Here is a 22,697-nt window from a genome sequence, read left to right as displayed (position 1 = left end):
ATGCGCCTTCCTCACCCGCTCCCGTTCGCCCGCCACGCCGTCGCGCTCGGCGCCGCCGCGGCATTGGCCACGTTGACCGCGTGCTCGACGTTGCCACCCTATTCACCGCCCGCCGTCGCGGTACCCGCGCACTACGCGGGCGCACCGGCCGCGCAGGCCGGCTGGCACGTCGCGATGCCGGCCGATGCGGCCGCGCGCGGTGCGTGGTGGACCGTGTTCGGCGACGCCGACCTGAACGCGCTCGAAGCGCGCGTCGACGTGTCGAACCAGACGGTGAAAAAAGCCGTCGCCGATCTGCAACAGGCACGCGCGATGGTCGACTACCAGCACGCCGGGTTTCTGCCGACGATCACGGTGGGTGCCGCGCAGAGCCGCGCGCGCGTGTCGCAGAACCGGCTCGGCTCGTCGCTCGCCGGCAAGACGACACCCGACTATCAGGCCGGCGTCGCCGCGAGCTGGGAACCCGACGTGTTCGGCCGCGTGCGCGACGCGGTGACGGGCGCGCAGGCGAACGCCGCCGCGAGCACGGCCGACCTGCAGGCCGTGAAGCTGTCGGTCACGGCGGAACTCGCGACCGATTATTTCGCGCTGCGCTCCCTCGACACGCAGAAGCAGTCGCTCGATGACACGGTGTATGCATACGCGAACGCGCTGACGCTGCTCAAGCAACAGCTCGCGGCCGGTGCGATCGATGCGTCGGCAGTCGCGCAAGCCGACACGCAACTCGAATCGACGCGCACGCAGGACACCGACATCGACGCGTCGCGTGCGCAGTTGCAGCACGCGATCGGGACGCTCGTCGGCGAAAGCGCGTCGACGTTCGCGCTGCCGCCGCGCGTGCAGGCGTTCCACGTGCCGGCCATTCCGGCCGGCGTGCCGTCGGAACTGCTCGAACGGCGGCCCGACATCGCGGCCGCCGAGCGCCGTGTGGCGGCCGCGAACGCGCAGATCGGCGAGGCGCGTGCCGCGTTCTTTCCCGATCTCGTGCTGTCGGCAAGCGCCGGCCTCGAGAGTTCGTTCTTCGCGCCGTGGCTCGCCGCGCCGAGCCTGTTCTGGTCGCTCGGCCCGCAACTGGCCGGCACGCTGTTCGACGGCGGTCGCCGCAGCGCATCGCTGCGCGGCGCGCATGCGCAGTACGACGGCGCGGTCGCCGATTACCGGCAGACCGTACTCGTCGCGTTCCAGCAGGTCGAGGATCAGTTGTCGACGATCGATGCGCTCGCGTCCGAAGCCGGCAGCCAGCAGCGCGCGACCGACGCGGCCGACCTGTCGCTGCGGCTGACGACGAATCGCTTCAACGCCGGTGCCGTCAGCTATCTGGACGTGGTGACCGCGCAGACGATCGCGCTGACGAACCGGCGCACGGCCGATCAGATCGACGCGCGCCGGATGGAGGCCGCGGTCGGCCTGCTGAAGGCGCTGGGCGGCGGCTGGCAGGCGAGCCCGGGCGCGGACGCGGAATCGAAAACCGGCACGCACGATCGTCCGGCCGCCGCGTTGCCCGATCCCGTCGTCACGCAGCCGACGGCCGGTTGAACGTGAGCACGAAGCGCGTGCCGCGCGCGTCGCTTTCGACCTGCGCGGTGCCGCCATGCAGCTCCATCACCGAGCGCACGATCGCGAGGCCGAGTCCGGCCGTGCCGCCCGGCGCGCCGCCGCTGCGGGCGGGGTCGCCGCGCACGAACCGGTCGAAGATCCGCGGCAGCAGCGCGGAATCGATCGGCTCGCCCGGATTCGCGACGACGACGCGCACCGCGTCGGCGGCGTCATCGACACTCAGCGTAATGACGCCGCCGGCCGGCGTGTAACGCAGCGCGTTCGCAAGCAGGTTGCCCACCGCGCGGCGGAACAGCTCGACGTCGGCGATCAGTTGCCCCCGCCCTTCGACGCGCAACGTCGAGCCCGCTTCGTCCGCAAGCCCCTCGAAATACTCCGCGATGCGCTCGAGTTCGTCGTGCACGTCGAACGCGCGCTGCCGCGTGACGAAGCTCGGATGCTCGGCGCGCGCGAGAAACAGCACGTTCTCGATCATCCGTGCGAGACGATCGTATTCCTCGAGATTCGATTCGAGCAGCGCCTGGTACTCGTCGGCCGCACGCGGCCGCGCGAGCGCGACTTCCGTGGCGCCGCGCATGTTGTTCAACGGCGTGCGCAGGTCGTGCGCGAGATCGGCGCTGAATTGCGACAGATGCGCGAATGCCTGCTGCAGGCGGCCGAGCATCGCGTTCTGCGCATCGACGAGCGCGCGCAGCTCGCTCGGTGCACGCGACGCGTCGAGCCGCGTGTCGAGCTTGTCGACGGTGATCCGGCCGGTGTTGTCGACGATCTCGCGCAGCGGCGCGAGCGCCGTGCGGATCAGCCAGTAGCCGAGCAGCAGCGCGAACAGCGCGCCGAGCCCGCCGGCGAGCTTCAGTCGGTCGCGGTAGCCGCCGAGCAACGTCGCGCGGTCGCGCATGTTGCGCGCGATCGCGATGCGGATCGGCGTGCGGTCGCCGAGCGCGGCCTCGATCACGACGCCGCGCATCGGCGTGCCGTTGTCGGCCGTCCACGTGACGAGCCGGTCGGCCGTGATCCGTTCATCCGCCGGAACCGGCACCGCATGCGGCGCGAACAGCTGCGCGTCGGCCAGCGGAACCGATGCGGCGGCAGGCGCATCGTCGAGCGCGGCGAGCCGCACGTTGTGACGCGCGAGCACGTCGCCGCGCGCATCGACGGCGGCCATCGACAGTGCCTCGTTGCCGAGCACCTGGCTCGTCAACCGCTCGGCATGCGTGCGGACTGCATCGAGCGACTCGAGCTCGCCCGCGAGCCGGCGCGTGTGGCGCGCGGCCAGCACGATGTCGAGGTCGTCCTGCGTGTTCATCTGTCGTTCGAGGCCCGCATACACGTATGCGCCGACCAGCGCGAACGCGGCAAGCGTGGTCGCGGCGAACGCGAGCGCGAGCGTCGCGGCAAGCGAGCGCGGCCGCGTCATGCGTCGTCCTTCGGTTCGAGCACGTAGCCGACGCCGCGCACGGTATGGATCAGCTTGACCGGAAACGCGTCGTCGATCTTCGCGCGCAGGCGTCGGATCGCGACCTCGACGACGTTGGTGTCGCTGTCGAAATTCATGTCCCATACGTACGATGCGATCTGCGTGCGGCTCAGCACCTCGCCCTGCCGGCGCGCGAGCAGCTGCAGCAGCGAGAATTCGCGCGGCGTGAGGTCGATGCGCGTGGCGCCGCGCTTCACGCGGCGGCGCACCACGTCGATTTCCAGATCGCCGACCGCCAGGTGTTCGGTCTCGCGCGGCGGCCCGCGACGCGCGAGCGTGCGGATGCGGGCAAGCAGCTCGACGAACGCGAACGGCTTCACGAGGTAGTCGTCGGCGCCGAGTTCGAGGCCGTGCACGCGGTCCTGCACGTCGTCGCGCGCGGTCAGGAACAGCACCGGCGTCGTATGGGTGTCGCGCAGCCGCTTGAGCACGCCCCAGCCGTCGAGCACGGGCAGCATCACGTCGAGCACGATCACGTCGTAACGCTCTTCCTGCGCGAGCGTCAGCCCTTCGCCGCCGTCCTTCGCGAGATCGACGCTGAAGCCCGATTCCTCGAGCCCCTTCTTCAGGTACGCACCCGTCTTCGGTTCGTCTTCGACTATCAGGATACGCATGGCCGGCTCCGTCGCTTTCGTGATGACATCCGGCGATGTTACCGGCAAACGGCGACAAGGGATCGCTGCGTGCGGGCGCAACCGCCATTGATTACAAAACGGTAATCGGGCGGTCAGCGTGGCGTGCGGTTGCGAAGCCGTGCACGGCGGAGTGGGTAACCTGCATAAACCCTCCGCCACATCGCCATTCCAGCCGTTTGAGCGTCGCGTTCCTCTGCGTAAATCTGAGGACCAGATAACGGTATGAGAATTTCTTGGTTCTTGGATGCGTTCCACATCCCGAAAATACCAACTCCCGACAACCGGGCGCGCGATGCGCCGCCCCGCGTCGCTCAAACAACGTTCCTCTTTCCCATGTTCAGCAGATCGTTTCGCACCACGTCGGGCCGCGCGCTGTGCGTCGCCGCCCTCCTTTCCGCCTTTTCCGGCGTCGCCCGCGCGGACAGCACGCTCGATCGCATCCATCAACGTCACACGATCACGATCGGCGTGATCCTGTCGGGCCCGCCGTTCGGCTCGCTCGATCCCGCGACGCAAAAGCCGGTCGGCTTCAACGTCGATCTGGCGAACGACGTCGCGAAACGACTCGGTGTCGACGTCGAGCTGACACCGGTGCAGCCGTCGAACCGCGTGCAGTTCCTGCAGCAGGGCAAGGTCGACGCGCTGATCGCCAACATGGAGCTGACGACGGAGCGCGCGGAGATACTGTCGTATGCGCCGACGCCGTTCGAATCCATCGGCGGCGCGCTGATCGCGCGCAAGGACAGCGGTATCAAGTCCTGGGCCGACTTGCGCGGCAAGCCGGTCTGCGTGTCGCAAGGCAGCAACTACACGAAGCCGCTCGCGACGGAATACGGCGCGCAGGTGAAGGCCTTCCGCGGCCAGCCGGAATCGCTGCTCGCACTTCGCGGCAACAACTGCGTGGCCGCCGTGCACGTCGCGCCGACGTTGCGCATGCTCGTCGCGCGCAACCCCGACTGGAAGGACTACACGACGCCGCTGTCGACCGACCTGATTCCGTCGCCGGCGGTGATCTGGGTCCGCAAGGGCGAGACCGACACGCAGGGCGCGCTCGACCGGATCGTTCAGGATTGGCACCGCAGCGGCTGGCTGCTCGACGTCGAGCGCAAGAACGGCATGACGCCGTCGCAAGCCGTGCTCGACCTGCACGCGAAGCTCAAGGCGCAGCGCACATGACGGTGGCCGCCGCCGTCGATGCGCTCCGCAAGTTCGGCCTCGATTACAGCTTCGTGCTCGCTGCGGACGAACGCGCGTCGTTCGTGCACGGGATGGTCGTGACGCTCGAACTGTCGATCGCGACCGCGGTCGGCAGCCTCGCCTGCGGCGTCGTGCTCGCCGCGTTGCTGGTGTCGCCGAGCGCGGCGCTCGCGCGCCCCGCGCGCGCTTTCGTCGAGGTCACCCGCAACACGCCGACGCTCGTGCAATTGTTCTGCGCATTCCTCGTCGTCAACATGCTGATCAGCGCCGCACTGCGCAATTTGGGCGGCAATCCGCTGACGCCGTTCATCTGGAGCGTGATCGTGATCTCGCTGCACAAGGGCGCGTTCCATGCGGAAGCGCTGCGCGCCGGCCTCGAAGCGGTACCGCGCGCAACGCTCGAGGCCGCGCAGTCGCTCGGCTACAGCCGCCGCCAGCGGCTCTGGCACGTGCAGCTGCCGCTCGCGATACGCTTCGCGCTGCCCGCGCTCGTCAACAACCTGGTCGATCTCGTGAAGATGACGACGGTCGCCTCGGCGATCGCCGTCGGCGACGTCACCTATGCGTCGATCATGATCTGGACGCAACGCGACAACGTGCTCGAGTTGATGATCCTGATCCTGCTCTTCTTCGGCGCGCTCACGTTCACGGTCAACCTCGCGGGACGTTGGCTGGAACACCGCCTGAGGATACCCGGCTATGGCCATTGACATGAACGCGCAGCCCGCGCGCCTCGTGCGATGGCGCGCCGTCGCGGCAACCCTGGCCGCGCTGGCCGTCGTCGCGCTGGCCGTCGCGGGCCGCCGTCACCCGACCCTCGTCGCGCTAGCCACGTGGCTGCCGGCGCTCGGCAAGGCGATGCTGGTCAACATCGGCATCAGCGCGATCGCGATCGCGATCGGCACGCTCGCGGGCCTCGTACTCGGCCCGCTGACGCTGTCGCGGCTCGGCATCGCGCGCGTGCTGGCGCGCGCGTACGTGCAGTTGTTCCGCAACGCGCCGCTGCTCGTGCTGATCTATTTTTCGACCTACGTGTTCCCGTTCGAAATCAGGTTCGGTCATGCGTCGCTGCCGTTTCCGGACTGGTTCAAGGTAACGCTCGGCCTCGCGCTGCCCGCCAGCGCGAACTTCGCGGAAATCTTCCGCGGCGCGATCCAGTCGATTCCGCATGCGCAGTGGGACGCCGCACGCTCGCTCGCGTTCAGCCGCGCGCAAGTGTTCCGCTGGATCATCCTGCCGCAATGCGTACGCCGCATGCTGCCGCCGTGGATGAACCTGTATGCGAGCATCGCGATGGCCACCGCGCTCGCGTCGCTGGTCGGCGTGCACGACCTGCTCGACACCGCGCAGGTCGCGAGCAACACCGTCGCGCGAGCCGACTTCACCGTCGTCGTCTATTTCACGGTACTCGGCCTGTTTTTCGCGTACTGCTACCCGATCGCCCGTTTCACCCGCCTTCTCGAAAGACGTCATGCATTCCACTGAAACTCCGCGCGGCGCGGACGAGCCGCTCGTCCGCCTGCGCGACGTGCACCTGTCCTACGGCACGACGCCCGTGCTGCGCGGCATCGATCTCGACGTGCACCGCGGCCAGGCCGTGTCCATCATCGGCCCGTCCGGCTCCGGCAAATCGACAATCCTGCGTTGCATCACCGGGCTGTTGCGGCCACAGCGCGGCCTGATCGAGGTCGACGGCACGCGCGTCGACCTGCTCGCATCGGAGCGCGACGAAATCGCGCTGCGCAAGCGGGTCGGCTTCGTGTTCCAGCAATACAACCTGTTTCCGCACCTGAGCGTGCTCGACAATCTCGTCGTCGCCCCGGTCCGGATTCTCGGCCGCGATCGCAACGATGCGGTGCGCACCGCACACGCGCTGCTCGAACGCGTGCGTCTCGCGGACAAGGCGCACGCCTACCCCGGCGAGCTGTCGGGCGGCCAGCAGCAGCGCGTCGCGATCGCCCGCGCGCTCGCGATGCAGCCCGACCTGATCCTGTTCGACGAGGTGACGTCCGCGCTCGATCCGGAAACCGTCGGCGACGTGCTGTCGGTGATTCGCGATCTCGTGCGCGACGGCATGACTTGCGTGCTCGTCACGCACGAGATGCGCTTCGCCGAGGAAATCAGCGACGTCGTCTACTTCACCGAAGCGGGCGTGATCGTCGAGCACGGGTCGGCCGCGCAGCTGTTCCGCGCGCCGCAAAGCATGCGCACGCGGGCCTTTCTCGCGCATGCGCTCGGCCCGGCCAGCAGCCCGCACGCAAGCCGCGACAGCGCGCCGATCGCACTCGACCTGACGCGCTTCGCGGTCTGACTCAACGCGCTGCGTAGCGGCTCGGCGGGCGCGCGAGCCCGAGATGGTCGCGCAGCGTCGTGCCCTCGTATTCGGTGCGGAACAGGCCGCGCCGTTGCAGTTCCGGCACGACATGCCCGACGAAATCGTCGAGTCCGCCCGGGAAATACGGCGGCATGATGTTGAAGCCGTCCGCGGCGGCGCCGTCGAACCATTCCTCGAGCGCGTCGGCGACCTGCGTCGGCGTGCCCCATACGATCCGATGCCCGCGCGCGCCGGCGACGAGATAGTAGAGTTCGCGCAGCGTGAGGTTCTCGCGGCGCGCGAGATCGGTAAGCAGCTTCGCGCGGCTCTTCAGCTGATCGGATTCGGGCAGGTCGGGCAGCGGGCCGTCGAGCGGATACTTCGACACGTCGTGGCCGAGACGGTCGGACAGCAGCGTCAGCGCGCCCGACGTATCCGTCCATTGCTGGAGCTGCGCATACTTGTCCTTGGCCTCCTGCTCGGTACGGCCGATCACAGGAAATACGCCCGGCATCACGGCAAGCGCGTCCTCGGCGCGGCCGTATGCCGCGAGCCGACCCTTCAGGTCGCGATAGAAGGCCTGCGCTTCCTCGAGCGTCTGCTGCGCGGTGAACACGACTTCCGCGGTGCGCGCGGCAAGCTCCTGGCCGGGGCCCGACGAGCCGGCCTGAATCACGACCGGATGGCCCTGCGGCGGGCGCGACGCGTTGAGCGGCCCCCTCACGTTGAAGAAGCGTCCGGCGTGATCGAGCGTGTGCACCTTCGCCGGGTCGAAATACACGCCGCGCGCCTTGTCCCTGACGAGCGCGTCGTCGTCCCAGCTGTCCCACAGCCCCTTCACGACATCGACGAATTCGCCGGCCATCTCGTAGCGCTGCGCGTGATCCGGATGATTGCCGCGCGTGAAATTCGCGGCGGTGCGGTCGTATGAAGTCGTCACGACGTTCCATGCCGCGCGCCCGCCGCTCAGGTGGTCGAGCGATGCGAACACGCGCGCGATATGGTAAGGCTCGCTGTACGTCGTCGACGCGGTCGCCGCAAGGCCGATGTGCCGCGTATGCATCGCGAGCGCCGACAGCAGGCTCAGCGGCTCGAAGCGCGTCGCCATCGACGGATGCGCGTCGGGGCCGCTCGTCAAGCCGTCGGCCAGGAAGACCATGTCGAACTTCGCGCGCTCGGCGGTCTGCACGACGCGGCGCAGCAGATCGAAGTTCTCGCTGCCGGATTCCGCATCGGGATGGCGCCAGCCGGCGACGTGGTGTCCTGCGCCCTGGAGGAACAACCCGAGGCGCATCTGGCGGCGGGAAGGTGTGCTGCGTTCGGTGCTCATGATTGAAGCGACGTAAAGGTGTGGAAAAGCCGGGCGAGATCGGCCGTGCTTCGCATCGTATCGATCAGTTCCGGGACGAACGCGAGTGCGGGATCGTGCGCGGTCGCGTCCGCGAACTTCGCGGCAAGGTCGTCGGCACCGACGAGGCGTTCGGTGCGTTGCCGCAGCGTGTCGCCGTTGCGCAGCGCAATCTCGACGACCGAGAAGCGCGTCGCGGGATCGGTCGACGCGCGCGGCGCCGCGGCATCGTGGCGCCGCGTCACGCGTGCGGCGAGCGCGATCAGGTCGTCGCGCACGGGCACGTCGGCGAACGTCGCGACGCCGGGCGGCCCGTCCGTCAGTGCGGCGGCCACCGCGTATTCCACGCTGAAGCGCGCTTCGAGGCCGGTGGCCGGCAGTCGGTCCGACAGCGGCGTGTCGCCGCCCGGCGGGAACGTGACCACGATGCCCTCGATGTCCGCCGGCGCGATGCGGTGGCGCTCGCGCAGATCGAGCGCGGCCTGCACGGCGTAATGGGTTGCCGTGCAGCACGGCCACGGCTTGAAGTACAGGCCGGGCGACACGATCTGCCACGGCGCGCCCCAGTCGGCCAGCACGCGCGCCGGCTGCGACGCGCCGCCGCCGAACACGGCGAAGAATCCTTCCGGGCCGTCGAGTGCGCCCGGTGCGCCGGTCAATCCGGCCTCGGCGAGCGCCACGGCGAACAGCCCCGCGCGCGCGGCAAGGCCCGCGTGCAACGGCTTGATCTCGCTGCCGAACTGCAGGCGCAGCCCGGCCGATTGCGTCGCGGCGATGCCGAGCGCGTTTTCGGTGGCCGCCGCATCGAGCCCGACCAGACGCGCCGCGGCGGCGGCCGCGCCGAGCGTGCCGAGCGTCGCGGTGTTGTGGAAACCGAGTTCGTAGTGGCGGCTGCCGAGCGCGAGACCGATCCGCGCCATCGTCTCGACGCCGACGACGTATGCGTCGAGCAGTTCGTGCGCGCTGCGTGCGCGCACCTGCGCGAGCGCGAGCAACGCCGGCAGCAGCACGGTGCCCGGATGGCCGCGCACGCTGCTGTGCACGTCGTCGTAATCGAGCGCATGGCCTGCATAGCCGTTGAGCAGCGCGGCATGTTGCGGCGACGCCGGTATCGCGCTGCCGATCACTGCTGCAGCGCCGGCCGAATCCCGACCGCACGCCGCCAGCAGCTTGCGGTAACCGTTGTCGCGAGCGCCGGCGAACGCGGCGGAAAGGAAGTCGAGCAGGCCGCTCCGCGCGGCAGCGATGGCGGGCGGATTACGCGCGGGCTCGGCGCACGCGATCGCTGCGGCCAGCCGGCGCGTGACGTCGCCGGCCGTGCCGTCGGGAATCAAGTGGGGAGACATGTCAGCCGTTGGAAAGTCGCGAAATGCCGCAACGGGCGGCGCAACCGGGAACCTTCCGGTTCCTGCTCGCATGGGAGCGTTGGATACTAGCGAAGCATCCTTGCGTGCCCAACCAAGTATTCGAGCTTTCGATATCGCGTATTCAGCGTTGCTTGAACGGAGGTCGACGAGTTCGCTCCCATGAGCGGTTCCCCGTACGTAAGCAGTGCCGTCGTGTGAGCGGGTTTTCGGCGGACCGACCTTCGTAGTCGGCTCACGCTGGCGACGGTGTCCCGCCCGGCCGGTGTCAGGCCGGCTGATGATTCGTTCATCAACGACTGGACTACTGCCGAATTGATGCTAATATTGATGCATAAATGCATCAACGGAGTCATCATGCGCACTACTGTTACCGTCGACGACGCGCTCTATGCGCGCGCACTCGAACTCGCCGAGCCGGGCACGTCGCCGGCCGACCTGTTCCGGGCTGCACTCGAAACGTTCGTGCGTGTTCAGGCCGGACAACGCCTTGCCGCGCTTGGCGGTCGCGCCCCGGACATGCCGGATGTGCCACGCCGTAACCCCGAGGCGGCTACCCGATGAGCGTTCTGATCGACACATCGGTCTGGGTCGAGCATTTCCGGCGACCGCTACCAGCGCTTATCCAGCTGCTGCGTGTCGATGACGTCTTGACGCATCCATTGGTGATACTCGAACTGACGTGCGGGACACCCCCCGAACCTCGGGCCCGAACGCTGGGATATCTCGCGTTATTGCGCCAAACGCGGCTCGCGACGCCAGCCGAAGTAGCCGACTGGATCGAGCGGGAACGGCTGTATGGGCGCGGATGCGGCGCAGTGGATTGCACGCTGCTGGCGTCGGTGCTGTTGACCCCGAGGACTTGGCTCTGGACGCGCGATCGGCGGCTCGCCCAACTGGCAGAGCAATTCGGGGTTCATTACTTATCGCCTGACCTGCATTGAGCGAAGCCGGTGCCTATGGCTTCCAGTTCGATGTCCCCCACGTCAGGCTCTATTGCCGCTTCTTGAGTCGCTCCTTCGCATCGCCGAATGATGCCTGTGTCTTGCCGACGATCTGTTCGGCCTTGCCCGTCAATCTGTCTGTCGGATTTCCCACGACCTTGCCAAGCACCTCCTTCAGTTTGCCCTTTGCTTCCCTGAGGCGGCCCTTTACCTGATCCTTGTTCATGAGTTGCTCCTTGAAACTGACGGATGCTCGAACTGCGAATGCCGGTGCGGCACGCTGAGCGAATCGCGATGAAAACGTCGGTGCAGGCACGGCGCTTGCGCCGGCTGAAGCGTTCGCGCTTGTGACCAGCGAGTTGACGGTCGAAAGCTAGACGCTCGCCAGGCTCGCGCGTCCGTAACGGGTGCCGGAGGCAAGGCAGGCTGTGGCCACTCGTTGCCAAACTTGCGGAGGAAGCATGAATATCGTCACTAGCGCCGGCCCGCTGGTTTCGCTGATCGCCGGCATTCTCATCCTCGTGGTACCGCGCCTGCTGAATTACATCGTTGCGCTCTACCTGATCATCATCGGGCTGCTCGGTCTGTTCGGCGGACGTATCCATTGAATTGACATGAGCACGAGATAGCCGGTTACGGACGCGCATCAGTTCCATCGTGACGCCATGCGTGGGTCCGCGGCTGCGAACACCGCCAGCGCAATGAGCAACACCTATGCCGTCTACATATGGATGAGTGACCGGGAGAACGACGACATCGCGCGTCCTTCCTCGATGCTATGACTCGCCGCCTCTGCGCCGGCGGCCTGGTGCGGAGAACCTTGATGCCGACAAGTGCGCACGCCTTCTCGCAAGGGCGCGTAGGGGGCCGGTCCTTCGATAGAAGCGATATTCGACCCGACATCGGCATGGCGGGAACGGGGGATTTTCACGCCCCTCGATCGCAAATTCGATTCCCCCTGGTCAGACTTTTCCCCGTTTCCCTCCATTTCGTTTCAATTCGATGTAAGTGTTCCTTTGTCGGATCGGAACCGAAATGACTAGTGCGTCGTATACCTTGTCCGCGTGTGCGTACGCTTCGCGTCATCATGCTCTGCACTCCTTCCCTTTAAGCGCCGCACTGTGCCTCGAAGCGATTGCATGTCAAATCCGCAGCGACGATGACGTCGTGCGTGCGGCCGCCGGATGGGTGCTGGCTGCGAAGCGACGCGGGTGGCGTGGTTGACATAGCAACGAAGCGCCGCCGCTCCGTATGGGAACGAATCGTGCGCGTTCTCGGGTATTGAATGGAGGACAGCGCTATGAAGCCCCTGACAATTGCAAACCGCCGAATTCTGGCGACACTCGTGGCAGGCGGCGCACTCGTCGCGGCCGGCACGGCCTTCGCGCAAACCTACGTCGTACCGCCACCGAGGTACGAGGAGCCCGCCCCGGCGCCGGGTGTGTCGGTCACGATTGGCATGCACGGCGACCGCTACTGGGACGGCCATCGTTACTGGGAGCACGAGGCGTGGATGCATCGTCATCCGCGTGAACGTGATCCGTGGCGGGAACACGAGCACGAGCATGAACACATGCACGAACACGAGTATCGTGAATAGCGAAGTGCGGCCACCAGAAACGGCAGAGGCCTCTCCGGCTTGACACGCTCGTTGCTTGCGCACGGACTTGCCTGATCGCTTCGGACCATTTCAGTCCTGGTTCGTGCGCACGGCGATTCGCCATCCATCGCGTTCGCTGAACGATCCACCGCAGGTCGAGCAACCGGCGCGCGCGTTCGGCACGCACGAAAGCGCCTGTCTCGCGCGTTTCGCGGCAACCTCGGACCGACGATATTCGAGTCTCCGCGGTACGAGCGCCTGCGAATCGCGCGGTCTCAGCTGGATTGGATTCGACGTCGCCCGCCATTGCGGCACGCACTCACGGCGATCGCGTGAAGTAACGCTGTGCCAGGGCGACCCAATAGCGAACGCCGGCCGGAATGATGTCGTCGTTGAAATCGTAAGTCGGGTGATGCAGCGCCGGCGCGGCCGCTCCCGCCGGCGCGTTGCCGATCAGCACGTACGCGCCCGGGCGCTCCTCCAGCATGAACCCGAAGTCTTCGGACGTCATGTTCGGCGGCACATCGCGGTGAAGGCGTTCATCGCCGAACGTGTCGCGAATCACGGCTTCGCAGAGTGCGGTTTCGGCCGGCGTGTTGACCGTCGCCGGATAGTACTGAAAGAACTCGACGTCGACGTGCGCGCCATAAGCCGCGGCCAGCCCTTCGCACACGAGCCGGACGTCGCGCTGCAACTGTTGCTGCAATGCCGACGACAGCGTGCGGATCGTCCCGCGCAACTCGGCGCTGTCCGGAATGACGTTGTCCGTCGTGCCCGCATGGAACATGCAGACGGAAATGACGGCGGGATCCACCGGATCCTTGTGCCGCGCGGCAATGGTCTGACACTGCAGCACCATCGAACAGGCGAGCGGCACGGGGTCGATGCCCAGGTGCGGCTGCGCCGCATGCGCGCCCTTGCCCGTCACCGTGATTCTGAAGCGGCAGCCGGCGGCCATGATGGCGCCGGTGCGCAACCCGAACTGCCCGGCCGGCAAACCGGGCCAGTTGTGCATGCCGAACACGGCTTCCGTCGGACATTGCGCGAACAGCCCGTCGTCGATCATCTTGCGCGCGCCCGCGCCGCCCTCTTCCCCGGGCTGAAACACGAAATGCACGGTGCCCGGCAACTGCGGCAGGTCTTTCAGGATGCGCGCGGCGCCGAGCAACATGACGGTATGCCCGTCATGCCCGCACGCATGCATGACGCCTTGCGCGCCCGATGCGTGCGCGAAGTCGTTGGCCTCCTGGATCGGCAACGCATCCAGGTCCGCGCGGAGCACGATTCCGCGGCCCGGGTCCGCACCCGGCAGGCTCGCGACGACGCCCGTGCCGCCCAGCCCGCGCGACACCGCATAGCCGAGATCTTGAAGCTCGCGGGCGACGACGTCGGCCGTCCTGTATTCCTCGAACCGCAATTCGGGATGCGCATGCAGGTCGCGACGCAAGGTCGCCCAGTGCGCGCAATGGGCTTTCAGGGACGTCTCGGGGAAATCGGGATTATCCAATGTCGGCACCTTCGGAAAGTAGACGGCTTCCATTCTGTACTGCCGCCGCGCTCGCGCGCAGCGGCCGCGTCAATCGCCAAAACCCACGATCGACTTGACCTCCATGTACTCCTCCATCCCTTCGATCCCGTACTCGCGGCCGTTGCCCGACTGCTTGTACCCGCCGAACGGCGCCTGAGGATCCCACGCCGGGTAGTTCAGATGGACCTGACCCGAGCGCAGGCGCGCGGCCACCGCGCGCACGCGTTCCTTGTCGGTGCCCTGCACGTGTGCGCCGAGCCCATAGACGGTGTCGTTCGCGATGGCGACGGCCTCGTCGACGGTATCGTAAGGCAGGATCGCGAGGACCGGACCGAAGATCTCCTGCTGCGCGATCGCCATGTCGGTGCGGACGTCGGAAAACACGGTCGGCCGCGCATAAAAGCCGCGGTCGAATCCCGCCGGCCGCCCGGGGCCGCCGGCGATCAGCTTCGCCCGTTCGTCGAGGCCCGCGTCGATCATCTGCGCGACCCGGCCGAACTGCGCGCGATTGGCCAGCGGACCATGCGTCGTCGTGTCGGCGAACGGATCGCCGACGACCAGCTGCTGCGTCGCCGCGACGGCCAGCGCCTCGACGCGGCCCAGCACGCTGCGCGGCACGATCATCCGGGTCGGCGCGCTGCACGACTGGCCCATGTTGCGGAACGCGGCGGCAACGCCCGGCGCGATGGCGCGCGACAGGTCCGCATCGGGCAATACGATGTTCGGCGACTTGCCGCCAAGCTCCTGCGCGACACGCTTGACGGTCGGCGCCGCGGCCTGCGCGACCAGCACGCCGGCACGCGTCGAGCCGGTGATCGACACCATGTCGACCTCCGGGTGCGCCGCGAGCGCCGCGCCCACTTCGGTTCCGCTGCCGCTCACCAGGTTGAACACGCCGGCGGGCACGCCCGCATCGGCGATCACTTCGGCAAACAGCAACGCGCTGAGCGGCGACAGCTCGCTGGGTTTCAACACCACCGTGCAGCCTGCCGCGAGCGCCGGGCCGACCTTCGCCGTGATTTGATAGATCGGCCAGTTCCACGGTGTGATCAGCGCGCACACGCCGATCGGCTCGCGCACGATCGCGGTCGTCCCGCGCAGTGTCCGGAACGGATAACTGGCCAGATTGTCGCGCGCGACGCGGATATGTTCGGCCGCGAGCGGCACATGGGCGCCGCGTGCGTAATTGATCGGCGCGCCCATTTCCATCGCGAGCGCGAGCGCGAACCGTTCGGCACGCTCCAGCATCAACGCGTGAACGCGGTCGAGCAGTGCGGCGCGTTGCTGCGGCGAAGTCGCGGCCCAGCGCTCGAAAGCATTGCGCGCGGCCTGCACCGCGCGGTCGGCGTCACGCGCATTGCCGAGCGGGATCTCGCACAGCGTGTCTTCGGTGGACGGGCTGACGACCGCGAACCGGTCGCCGCCGTCAGGCAAGACCCAGTCGCCGTCGATGAAGAAGCGCTCCAGCCTGCCGGCTTCCATCAGGTGACGAACCGGTGAATCGATGGGTGAATGCATTGCGGGGTGTCCTTGAATCGATACCATGCACCGGCGAACGGCGGCAGCCCGAAGGCCGCCACCGTCGTCCGCGAGACGGCCTCACACTAGAAATCGGCAACCTTGCCCCAGGCGGAATCGGCGAACCGGCCCGGCTGATACGGTACCGGGTCCACGATCGGCGGCGCCCCGGTGGCGAGATCCGCGATCAGGTGACCGGCGCCGGGGCCGATGCCGAAACCGTGTCCGGAAAAGCCTGCCGCCAGGATCAATCCCGGCACGCCCGGCACTTCGCCGATACCCGGAACGCCGTCCGGCGTGCTGTCGACGTACCCGGCCCATGCGTGCGTGATCGTGGCTTCGCGCAGTTCGGGCAGCAGTTCGACGGCACGACGATAGGTTTCGGTGACGGTCGGCATGTCGGGCTTCGGATCGAGGATGCGCACCGCCTCCATCGGGGTCGGCGCATCGAGCCGCCACCGCTTGAGCGTTTCGTGGCCGCCGCGCATGCCCTCGAGGCCGCCCGGCAGCAGATTGCGCCAGCGCTTCGCGAACATCGGCACGAACTGCGGGGCGAACCGCAGGAACTGCGGCGTCACGTCCACGCGCGCGCGGCCGCTGATGGCCAGCGCGTAGCGTCCGTCGTCGCGGCGCGTGACGGACACGCCGGAGGTGTACAGCGCATCCGGCAAGCGCTGTTCGATGGGCGACACGCTCAGGATCGACTGACGGATCGACGCCTGCGGAAAACGGATGCCGAGCTGGCGGCAGAACGACGACGCCCACGCGCCGCCGGCGAGCACGACCGTCTTCGTCCTGATGACGCCGGCCTCGGTGACCACGCCGCCGACGCGCCCGCCCTCGAGTTCGATCCCGCGCGCAGCACAGTGCTGGTGGACGCTGCCGCCCAGCTTCATCAGTGCAGCCGCCACGGCCGGCGCGGCCTTGCCCGGGTCGGCCGTGCCGTCGGTCGGCGAAAACACGCCGCCCTTCCACTGCCGGCCCGTCACGCGCCCGCGCTCGCCGGCCTGCTTGCTGTCGAGCATGTACGTCGTCACGCCCGCGGTCTTCGCGAAGTCGCCCCAGCTGGCCCAGCGGGACAGCTCGGCCTCGTCATTGCTCAGATACAGCAGCCCGCAGCGATGAAAGCCCGTGTCTTCGCCGGATTCGGCGGCGAATCGTTCCCACAGGTCGATGCTCTTGCTCGCCATCGGCAATTCGCGCGCGTCGCGGTTCTGCTGCCGGCACCAGCCCCAGTTGCGGCTCGACTGCTCGGCGCCGATGCGGCCCTTCTCGACCAGCGCGACCGACATGCCGCGCCGGGCGAGGTAGTACGCGGTAAAGACGCCGATGATGCCGCCGCCGATCACGACGACGTCGGCCGAGGCCGGCAGCGTGGGCGAGGTTTCGATAAGGCGCAGCGGAGGGGACATGGTCAGTCTCGTTCGGTGGATACGTGGACGTTCTGCACGACGTAGAATTTCGCCACGCGCTCGCTGCTTTCCCACCCGATCGACGCGCCGCGCGGCACGAACAGCGCATCGCCGGCGCCGAGCGACAGCACGCTGCCGTCGGGCGCCGCGAACCGGACGCCGCCGGCCAGCAGGAGCATGAACTCGTTCACGCGATGCGGGCGAACGATCCGGTGATACGGCGTCGAATCCCACGTGCCCGCGCAGTACGCGGCGCCGTCGTCGACGAACACGTTGTCGCTGCGGCATTGCGGCGCGGGGCCGAGCAGGACCTCCGGCGGCAGCGTCGCGGACGGCTTGAAGTCGGCGTCGGCGCGCAGCGCGAACACGCCGCGCTTCGTCGGTGTCGCACACGCGGCCGCGCAGAACGTGAACAGCACGCGCGATGCCGCGGTGACGCGCAGCGCCGTGCCGCCGCCGATCACGGCCCCGTCTCCCGGGCCCAGCACGAGCGGTGCGGCGCCGGCCGCTTCGAGCGTCAGCTCGCCTTCGACGATCGCGATGGTTTCGATGTGCGGAAAGCTCGCCACGTCGAGTTCGCCGGCGAAGGCGATACGTCCGGCTGCCATCGCGTCGGGCCCTTCCCAGGCGATCTCCCGATGTCGCGCGAACGGATCGTTCGCGCCGAACGCCTGCTGGCGAAACGCGGTTGACGAAGGTGCGCCGTCGGCACGGTGCAACACGAAAGCTGCGGTCATTTCTGCTCCTGTGCAGTGCGCGGCGGCCGGTTTGAAAACCGTCGCGCGATATCGGAAATGGTCGTTCGCCGGCGCGCTCGCCGGCCATCCGTCAGGCGTGCCCGTCGCCGTTGCGCCTACGCGGCGTGACACGACGCTGCGCGGCGGTCGGTGTGCGTGCGCATCGAAGACGGCCGCGCAGGCGTGCCCGGCCGCGCGACCACGTAATCGCGCGGCGTGATCCCGAGCACCCGCCGGAAATGCCGGCACAGGTGGCTCTGATCGAAGAAGCCGACCTCGGTCGCGACGACCGACGGCGCGAGGCCGGCGCGCAGCAAGTCCTGCGCACGCCGCACGCGCACGAGGCACAGATACCGGTGCGGCGACAAGCCGACTTCGCCGCGAAAGCGTGCGGTGAAACGCGACACGCTCAATCCGGCCACCGCCGCGAGCGTGTCGAGGTTCAGCGGCTGCGCGAACGACGCATCGATCGTGCGCAGCACGTCGCCGATCGCCGGCGATACGGGCTGCGGAACACGCGGTGCGCGAGGCGTCGCGCCTTCGTCCGCGTCGTGGAACAGGGTGACCATGCTCGCCGTCCTCATGCGGCCGCCTGCGCGTCAGCGCGCGGCGCGGCGCCGGGCGCGCCCGGCCCGGCCATCGTGTCGCCGCCGGTCCCGTCGCGGCGGCCGTTGCCGGCGGCGAGCGGGCAAACGAATCGTGCGGTCATATCCAATCCTCCGGGGGCAGTCGCTTCAGTGCAGGAAATCCTGGATCCGGTAATACGCGCCGACGATCGGCAGAAACCACGCGTGCCCGAAATGGCCGGGCATCGCCGGCCATTCGAGGTCGCGCCACGGATTCGACGCGGCGGCGCCGTACAGCACGTCGGCCATCACGCGGCCCATGTGCACCGACATCTGCACGCCGTGGCCGCTGTAGCCCATCGAGTAATAGAGCCCGTCGTGCTGGCCCGCGCGTGGCAGCCGGTCGGCGGTGATGTCCACCAGCCCGCCCCAGCAGTAATCGAGCCGCACCTTGGCCAGTTCCGGGAAATACCCGGCCATGCCGGCGCGCAGGATGTCGCCGCTTTTCGCGTCGGAGCGCGGGCTCGACATCGCGAAGCGCGCGCGGCCGCCGAACAGCAGCCGGTTGTCGGGCGTCACGCGGAAGTAGTTGCCGATCTGGCGCGACGTCACGTAGGCGCGGCGCTGCGGGAACAGCCGGTTCAACTGCGCGTCGGGCAGCGGCTCGGTCACGACGATGAAGCTGCCGACCGGCGCGATGCGCCGCCGGAACCAGCCGAACGGGCCGTGCTGCGATGCGCCGGTCGCGACCAGCACGCGATCGGCGACGATCCTGCCGCGCGTGCAGGTGATCGCGTGGCGCTCGCCGTCGAGCCGCTCGAGCTGCGTGACGGCCGCATGCTCGTACACGCGTGCGCCGGCGCGCACGGCCGCCTGCGCAAGCCCGACGCCGAACTTGCCCATGTGCATCTGCGCGCCGTTGCGCTGCAGGAGTCCGCCGTAGAAACCGTCGGAAGCGACTTCGTCGCGAATCCGCGCCGGCTCGATCAGTTCGATGTCCGGATCGACATCGCGGCGCAACGCGTCGAAGGTCTTTTCGAGCCCCGCGAAATGCTGCGGCTTCGCGGCGAGTTTCAGCTTGCCCGCCCGCCGGAAATCGCAGTCGATCGCGTGCTCGGCGACGATCGTCTCGACGCTCTTCACCGCGCTTTCGTACGCGCGATAGAACTGCTTCGCCGGCTCCGCGCCGATGCGCGCGGCCAGCGACGCGTAATCCTGCGCGACGCCCGTATTGCACTGGCCGCCGTTGCGGCCGGACGCTTCGCCCGCGACCTGCGCGGCTTCGAGCACGACCACCGATACGCCGCGCTGCGCGAGCGCCAGCGCCGCCGACAGGCCGGTGAAGCCGCCGCCGATCACGACCACGTCGGCGCGCCCTTCGACGGGCCCTTCGCAGCCGGCGCGAAACGCGGGGCGGGTATCCAGCCAGTACGATTCGAATTTCATCGGTTCCTTCTCGAGCAGGTCGGCGACGACGATCGGCGGCCGTTCATGGGAAATCATTTAATCACCATCAAAAACCGCAGTTGCCGCGTATTCGCGCGCGGCACGCGCACAAATCGCCGTTTTGCGCGACCGCCGCAGCAGACTATGCGGTGCGCCGTTCGCCGCGTCACTTGCCACGTCGTGCGCCGCGAATTTCCGGCGTGTCGCGCGCTACAGCCGCACCGGCTGCTCGGGCACGGCGCCCGCCGGCGCCGGCTCCGCCTGGAAGCGCGCGAGGTCTTCCTCGCTGCGATGGCACAGCACCTGCGCGCCGTTGCCGAGCGTGCGCAGCGCCGGTGCCGTCCGGTTGCAGACGCCGTCCACGCGCATCGCGCAGCGCGACAGGAACGGACACAGCTCGGCCTCGTTCTCGCGCTCGCCGATCGGCACCAGCGGTCGGCAACGCTCGGCCGCATCGTCGAGCCAGCCCGCGCGCAATTCCGGCGCGGACGACACCAGCAGGTGCGAATACGGGTGATAAGGCGGCGCGCACAGCGCGTCGCGGCTGCCCGTCTCCACGCGGCGGCCCGCGTACAGCACGACGATGTCGTCGCTGATCGCGCGCACCTTCGCGATGTCGTGCGTGATGAACACGTACGACACGCCGAGCTTCGCCTGCAGGTCGCGCAGCAGATCCATGATCGCGGCGCCGACGACCGTATCGAGCGCCGACGTGACTTCGTCGCACAGGATCAGGTCGGGCTCGGCCGCCAGTGCGCGCGCGAGGTTCACGCGCTGCTTCTGTCCGCCGGACAGCTCGCCGGTGCGCCGCGAGGCCACCGCCTGCGGCAGCCGCACGAGTTCGAGCAGCTCGGCGACGCGCTGCCGCGCACGTGCGCCCTTGATCCCGTGATAGAACGCGAGCGGCCGCGCGAGCGTGCGCTCGACGGTATGCACCGGATTGAGCGCGGTATCGGCGTTCTGGAACACGATCTGCACGCGGCGGTGCTGCTCCTTCGTGCGCTTGGCGATATCGAGCGCGAGCGGCTCGCCGTCGAGCAGAATCTTCCCGGCCGCCGCCGGGACCAGGCCCGCGATCACCTTGGCGAGCGTCGTCTTGCCCGAGCCCGATTCGCCGATCACGCCGACCGTCTGCCCGCGCCCGATGCGCAGGTCGACTTCGTGCAGGATCAGCTTCGCGGGCCAGCCCTTTGCCGTCCGGCCGCCGTAACCGGCGACCGCACCGCGCACGTCGAGCAGCGGTGCCGGTTCGGCCGGCGCCGGTTTCTCGTCGCGTTGCGCATCGTTCGGCGTGACGGCCGCGATCAGGCTCTGCGTGTACGGGTGCGTCGGCGCATGCAGGATCTGCTCGGTCGCGCCCGCTTCGCGGATCACGCCGTCGCTCAGCACGACGATCCGGTCGGCCATCTGCGCGACCACCGCCAGATCGTGCGACACGTACACCGCGCTCATCCCGTAGCGCCGGATCACGCTCTTGAACGCCTGCAGCACGTCGATCTGCGTGGTCACGTCGAGCGCGGTGGTCGGCTCGTCGAGGATCACGAGCTCCGGATCGGTGATCAGCGCCATCGCGGCCATCAGCCGCTGCAGCTGGCCGCCCGACACCTGGTGCGGATAACGCTTGCCGATCGTCTCGGGCTCCGGCAGCGCGAGCGCGCGGAACAGCTCGACCGCCTTCGCCTGCGCGTCGCGCTTTGTCATCGTCTTGTGGATCAGCGCACTCTCGATCACCTGGTCGAGAATCGTGCGCGACGGGTTGAACGCGGCGGCCGCGCTCTGCGCGATGTACGCGACCTTGCGACCGCGCAGCGCGGTCAGGCCTTGCGCGGACAGCGTGCAGACGTCCGTGCCGCCGAGCTTCACCGCGCCGCCGGCGATCCGGCAGCCGGTGCGCGCATGGCCCATCAGCGCCAGCGCGATCGTCGTCTTGCCGGAGCCCGATTCGCCGATCAGCGCGAGCACCTCGCCGCGCCCGATCTCGAAGTCGACGCCGTGGACGATCGTCGTTTCCTCGCCGCCCGGCCGGCCGCCGACCACGCGCAGCCCGCGCACCTCGACGAGCGGAGTCGATTCATCTCGCATCAGTGTTCTCCCGCGGCCGCGGCCGCGCCCTTGCGGCGGCCGCGATGCGGCAGGCCGTCGATCAACAGGTTGACGCCCACCGTCAGGATCGCGATCGCGACCGCGGGCATGATCGCGACGGCCGAGCCGTCGCCGAGGCTCGCGATGTTCTCGCGCACGAGCGAGCCGAGGTCCGCGTACGGCGGCTGCACGCCGAGCCCGAGAAAGCTCAGGCCGCTCAGCAGCAGCACGACGAACGTGAAGCGCAGCCCGGTATCGGCGAGCATCGGATGGATCATGTTCGGCAACATCTCGACGCACGCGATGTACAGCGCGCTCTCGCCGCGCGCCCGCGCCACCTGCACGAATTCGAGCGTGCTGATGTTGACCGCCAGCGCGCGCGCGATCCGGTACGAGCCCGGCATGTAGCTGACCGCGGCGGTGAGGACCAGCAGCGGCAGCGACGAGCCGAAGGCCGCGACGAACATCAGCGCGAACATCTTCGACGGAATCGACGTGAGCGCGTCGAGCAGCCGGCTCATCGTCTCGTCGACCGCGCGGCCCGACACGGTCGCGAGCAGCCCGAGCGTCGTGCCGGTCAGCGCGGCGAGCAGCACGGCCGCGAGCGCGAGCAGCACGGTCAGCCGCGTGCCGTACAGGATCCGGCTCAGCATGTCGCGGCCGAGGAAGTCGGAGCCGAACGGCAGCTTCGCGCTGAACGGCGCGAACACGTCCGGCGTGACGATCGCGCCGACGTCGTGCGGCGCGAGCAGCGGCGCGGACACCGCGATGAACAGCATCAGGCCGACCATCGACAGGCCGATGCGGCCGCCGGTCGTCAGTCTGATGCGCGCGGCGCGGCGCTTGCGCGGCTGGTCGGGGGACGGCGCGGCGGGCGGCGTCGCGCCTCCAAACGGCGAGCGCGGTTCGCCTGACGGCGGCAGCGCGCTGCTGCGATGAACGGGATCGGTCGGGTGCATGGTCGGCATCTCG

23 protein-coding genes are annotated in these 22,697 nt (G+C 68.5%); 9 read left to right on the top strand and 14 right to left on the bottom strand.

What is annotated here, in order from left to right; translation table 11 throughout:
- Positions 1-1,536 (top strand): efflux transporter outer membrane subunit, encoded by a 1,536-nt coding sequence (locus tag NQV17_RS25130; protein WP_257774300.1) that lies wholly within the window; start codon positions 1-3, stop codon positions 1,534-1,536.
- Here the strand turns inward: NQV17_RS25130 and NQV17_RS25125 are convergent.
- Together NQV17_RS25125 and NQV17_RS25120 are read right to left on the bottom strand one after the other, a co-directional pair.
- The gene (locus NQV17_RS25125) at positions 1,514-2,974 is read right to left on the bottom strand and encodes a heavy metal sensor histidine kinase (RefSeq protein WP_257774299.1); all 1,461 of its coding nucleotides are present in this window, start codon (positions 2,972-2,974) and stop codon (positions 1,514-1,516) included. The genes NQV17_RS25130 and NQV17_RS25125 overlap by 23 nt on opposite strands.
- Positions 2,971-3,648, bottom strand: a complete 678-nt coding sequence (locus NQV17_RS25120; protein WP_027786146.1) for a heavy metal response regulator transcription factor — start codon at positions 3,646-3,648, stop codon at positions 2,971-2,973. Before NQV17_RS25120 ends, NQV17_RS25125 begins: the two co-directional genes overlap by 4 nt.
- Before the next feature lie 354 nt (positions 3,649-4,002).
- On the opposite strand from NQV17_RS25120, the gene NQV17_RS25115 reads away from it, so the two are divergent.
- The 4 genes from NQV17_RS25115 to NQV17_RS25100 are packed head-to-tail and all read left to right on the top strand — an operon-like array spanning position 4,003 to position 7,177.
- Positions 4,003-4,845: a transporter substrate-binding domain-containing protein gene (locus tag NQV17_RS25115; protein ID WP_374692743.1), complete on the top strand. Its 843-nt coding sequence runs from the start codon at positions 4,003-4,005 to the stop codon at positions 4,843-4,845.
- The gene (locus NQV17_RS25110; protein WP_257774297.1) at positions 4,842-5,576 is read left to right on the top strand and encodes an amino acid ABC transporter permease; all 735 of its coding nucleotides are present in this window, start codon (positions 4,842-4,844) and stop codon (positions 5,574-5,576) included. Before NQV17_RS25115 ends, NQV17_RS25110 begins: the two co-directional genes overlap by 4 nt.
- Positions 5,566-6,351, top strand: coding sequence for an amino acid ABC transporter permease (locus tag NQV17_RS25105; RefSeq protein WP_257774296.1), 786 nt, complete (start codon positions 5,566-5,568; stop codon positions 6,349-6,351). The genes NQV17_RS25110 and NQV17_RS25105 overlap by 11 nt, the downstream gene beginning before the upstream one ends.
- Positions 6,338-7,177: an amino acid ABC transporter ATP-binding protein gene (locus NQV17_RS25100; protein ID WP_257774295.1), complete on the top strand. Its 840-nt coding sequence runs from the start codon at positions 6,338-6,340 to the stop codon at positions 7,175-7,177. Before NQV17_RS25105 ends, NQV17_RS25100 begins: the two co-directional genes overlap by 14 nt.
- Before the next feature lies 1 nt (position 7,178).
- Here NQV17_RS25100 and NQV17_RS25095 read toward each other — a convergent pair whose 3' ends face one another.
- Both NQV17_RS25095 and NQV17_RS25090 read right to left on the bottom strand, forming a co-directional pair.
- Positions 7,179-8,510, bottom strand: coding sequence for an LLM class flavin-dependent oxidoreductase (locus NQV17_RS25095; protein ID WP_257774294.1), 1,332 nt, complete (start codon positions 8,508-8,510; stop codon positions 7,179-7,181).
- Complete coding sequence (locus NQV17_RS25090; protein ID WP_257774293.1) at positions 8,507-9,874, bottom strand: MmgE/PrpD family protein; 1,368 nt, start codon at positions 9,872-9,874, stop codon at positions 8,507-8,509. The genes NQV17_RS25095 and NQV17_RS25090 overlap by 4 nt, the downstream gene beginning before the upstream one ends.
- Before the next feature lie 375 nt (positions 9,875-10,249).
- Here NQV17_RS25090 and NQV17_RS25085 point away from each other — a divergent pair, with 375 nt between their 5' ends.
- Both NQV17_RS25085 and NQV17_RS25080 read left to right on the top strand, forming a co-directional pair.
- The gene (locus NQV17_RS25085) at positions 10,250-10,456 is read left to right on the top strand and encodes a type II toxin-antitoxin system VapB family antitoxin (protein ID WP_044844336.1); all 207 of its coding nucleotides are present in this window, start codon (positions 10,250-10,252) and stop codon (positions 10,454-10,456) included.
- A complete protein-coding gene (locus tag NQV17_RS25080) occupies positions 10,453-10,836 on the top strand; it encodes a type II toxin-antitoxin system VapC family toxin (protein WP_257774292.1) in 384 nt (127 codons plus the stop codon). Before NQV17_RS25085 ends, NQV17_RS25080 begins: the two co-directional genes overlap by 4 nt.
- Positions 10,837-10,885: 49 nt before the next feature.
- Here NQV17_RS25080 and NQV17_RS25075 read toward each other — a convergent pair whose 3' ends face one another.
- Complete coding sequence (locus NQV17_RS25075; protein WP_124522691.1) at positions 10,886-11,062, bottom strand: CsbD family protein; 177 nt, start codon at positions 11,060-11,062, stop codon at positions 10,886-10,888.
- A gap of 235 nt (positions 11,063-11,297) precedes the next feature.
- On the opposite strand from NQV17_RS25075, the gene NQV17_RS25070 reads away from it, so the two are divergent.
- Positions 11,298-11,444 (top strand): DUF3096 domain-containing protein, encoded by a 147-nt coding sequence (locus NQV17_RS25070; protein ID WP_082088472.1) that lies wholly within the window; start codon positions 11,298-11,300, stop codon positions 11,442-11,444.
- Positions 11,445-12,136: 692 nt separating this feature from the next.
- Entirely contained in the window at positions 12,137-12,436 is a 300-nt protein-coding gene (locus NQV17_RS25065) for a hypothetical protein (protein WP_257774291.1), read from the top strand.
- Between the two features lie 319 nt (positions 12,437-12,755).
- Here NQV17_RS25065 and NQV17_RS25055 read toward each other — a convergent pair whose 3' ends face one another.
- The 9 genes from NQV17_RS25055 to NQV17_RS25015 all read right to left on the bottom strand — a co-directional run bounded on the left by NQV17_RS25055 (position 12,756) and on the right by NQV17_RS25015 (position 22,684).
- The gene (locus tag NQV17_RS25055) at positions 12,756-13,976 is read right to left on the bottom strand and encodes a M20 aminoacylase family protein (RefSeq protein ID WP_374692742.1); all 1,221 of its coding nucleotides are present in this window, start codon (positions 13,974-13,976) and stop codon (positions 12,756-12,758) included.
- 36 nt (positions 13,977-14,012) lie between these two features.
- Complete coding sequence (locus tag NQV17_RS25050) at positions 14,013-15,482, bottom strand: aldehyde dehydrogenase family protein (RefSeq protein WP_257774290.1); 1,470 nt, start codon at positions 15,480-15,482, stop codon at positions 14,013-14,015.
- Between the two features lie 86 nt (positions 15,483-15,568).
- Complete coding sequence (locus NQV17_RS25045; RefSeq protein WP_257774289.1) at positions 15,569-16,894, bottom strand: FAD-binding oxidoreductase; 1,326 nt, start codon at positions 16,892-16,894, stop codon at positions 15,569-15,571.
- Between the two features lie 2 nt (positions 16,895-16,896).
- Positions 16,897-17,631: a cupin domain-containing protein gene (locus NQV17_RS25040; RefSeq protein ID WP_257774288.1), complete on the bottom strand. Its 735-nt coding sequence runs from the start codon at positions 17,629-17,631 to the stop codon at positions 16,897-16,899.
- Between the two features lie 116 nt (positions 17,632-17,747).
- Positions 17,748-18,200: a helix-turn-helix domain-containing protein gene (locus NQV17_RS25035; RefSeq protein ID WP_257774287.1), complete on the bottom strand. Its 453-nt coding sequence runs from the start codon at positions 18,198-18,200 to the stop codon at positions 17,748-17,750.
- A gap of 11 nt (positions 18,201-18,211) precedes the next feature.
- Positions 18,212-18,340 (bottom strand): hypothetical protein, encoded by a 129-nt coding sequence (locus tag NQV17_RS25030; RefSeq protein ID WP_257774286.1) that lies wholly within the window; start codon positions 18,338-18,340, stop codon positions 18,212-18,214.
- A gap of 25 nt (positions 18,341-18,365) precedes the next feature.
- Positions 18,366-19,700, bottom strand: coding sequence for an FAD-binding oxidoreductase (locus NQV17_RS25025; RefSeq protein ID WP_257774285.1), 1,335 nt, complete (start codon positions 19,698-19,700; stop codon positions 18,366-18,368).
- A 153-nt stretch (positions 19,701-19,853) separates the two neighbouring features.
- Positions 19,854-21,725, bottom strand: coding sequence for an ABC transporter ATP-binding protein (locus tag NQV17_RS25020; protein ID WP_257774284.1), 1,872 nt, complete (start codon positions 21,723-21,725; stop codon positions 19,854-19,856).
- Positions 21,725-22,684, bottom strand: coding sequence for an ABC transporter permease (locus NQV17_RS25015; protein WP_257774283.1), 960 nt, complete (start codon positions 22,682-22,684; stop codon positions 21,725-21,727). The genes NQV17_RS25020 and NQV17_RS25015 overlap by 1 nt, the downstream gene beginning before the upstream one ends.
- Between the last annotated feature and the right edge of the window lie 13 nt (positions 22,685-22,697).

It is taken from the genome of Burkholderia sp. SCN-KJ, from assembly GCF_024656005.1.
Lineage (GTDB): Bacteria > Pseudomonadota > Gammaproteobacteria > Burkholderiales > Burkholderiaceae > Burkholderia.
Note: the sequence above shows the minus strand (reverse complement) of the source record. Positions and strands in the feature narration are given on the sequence as shown.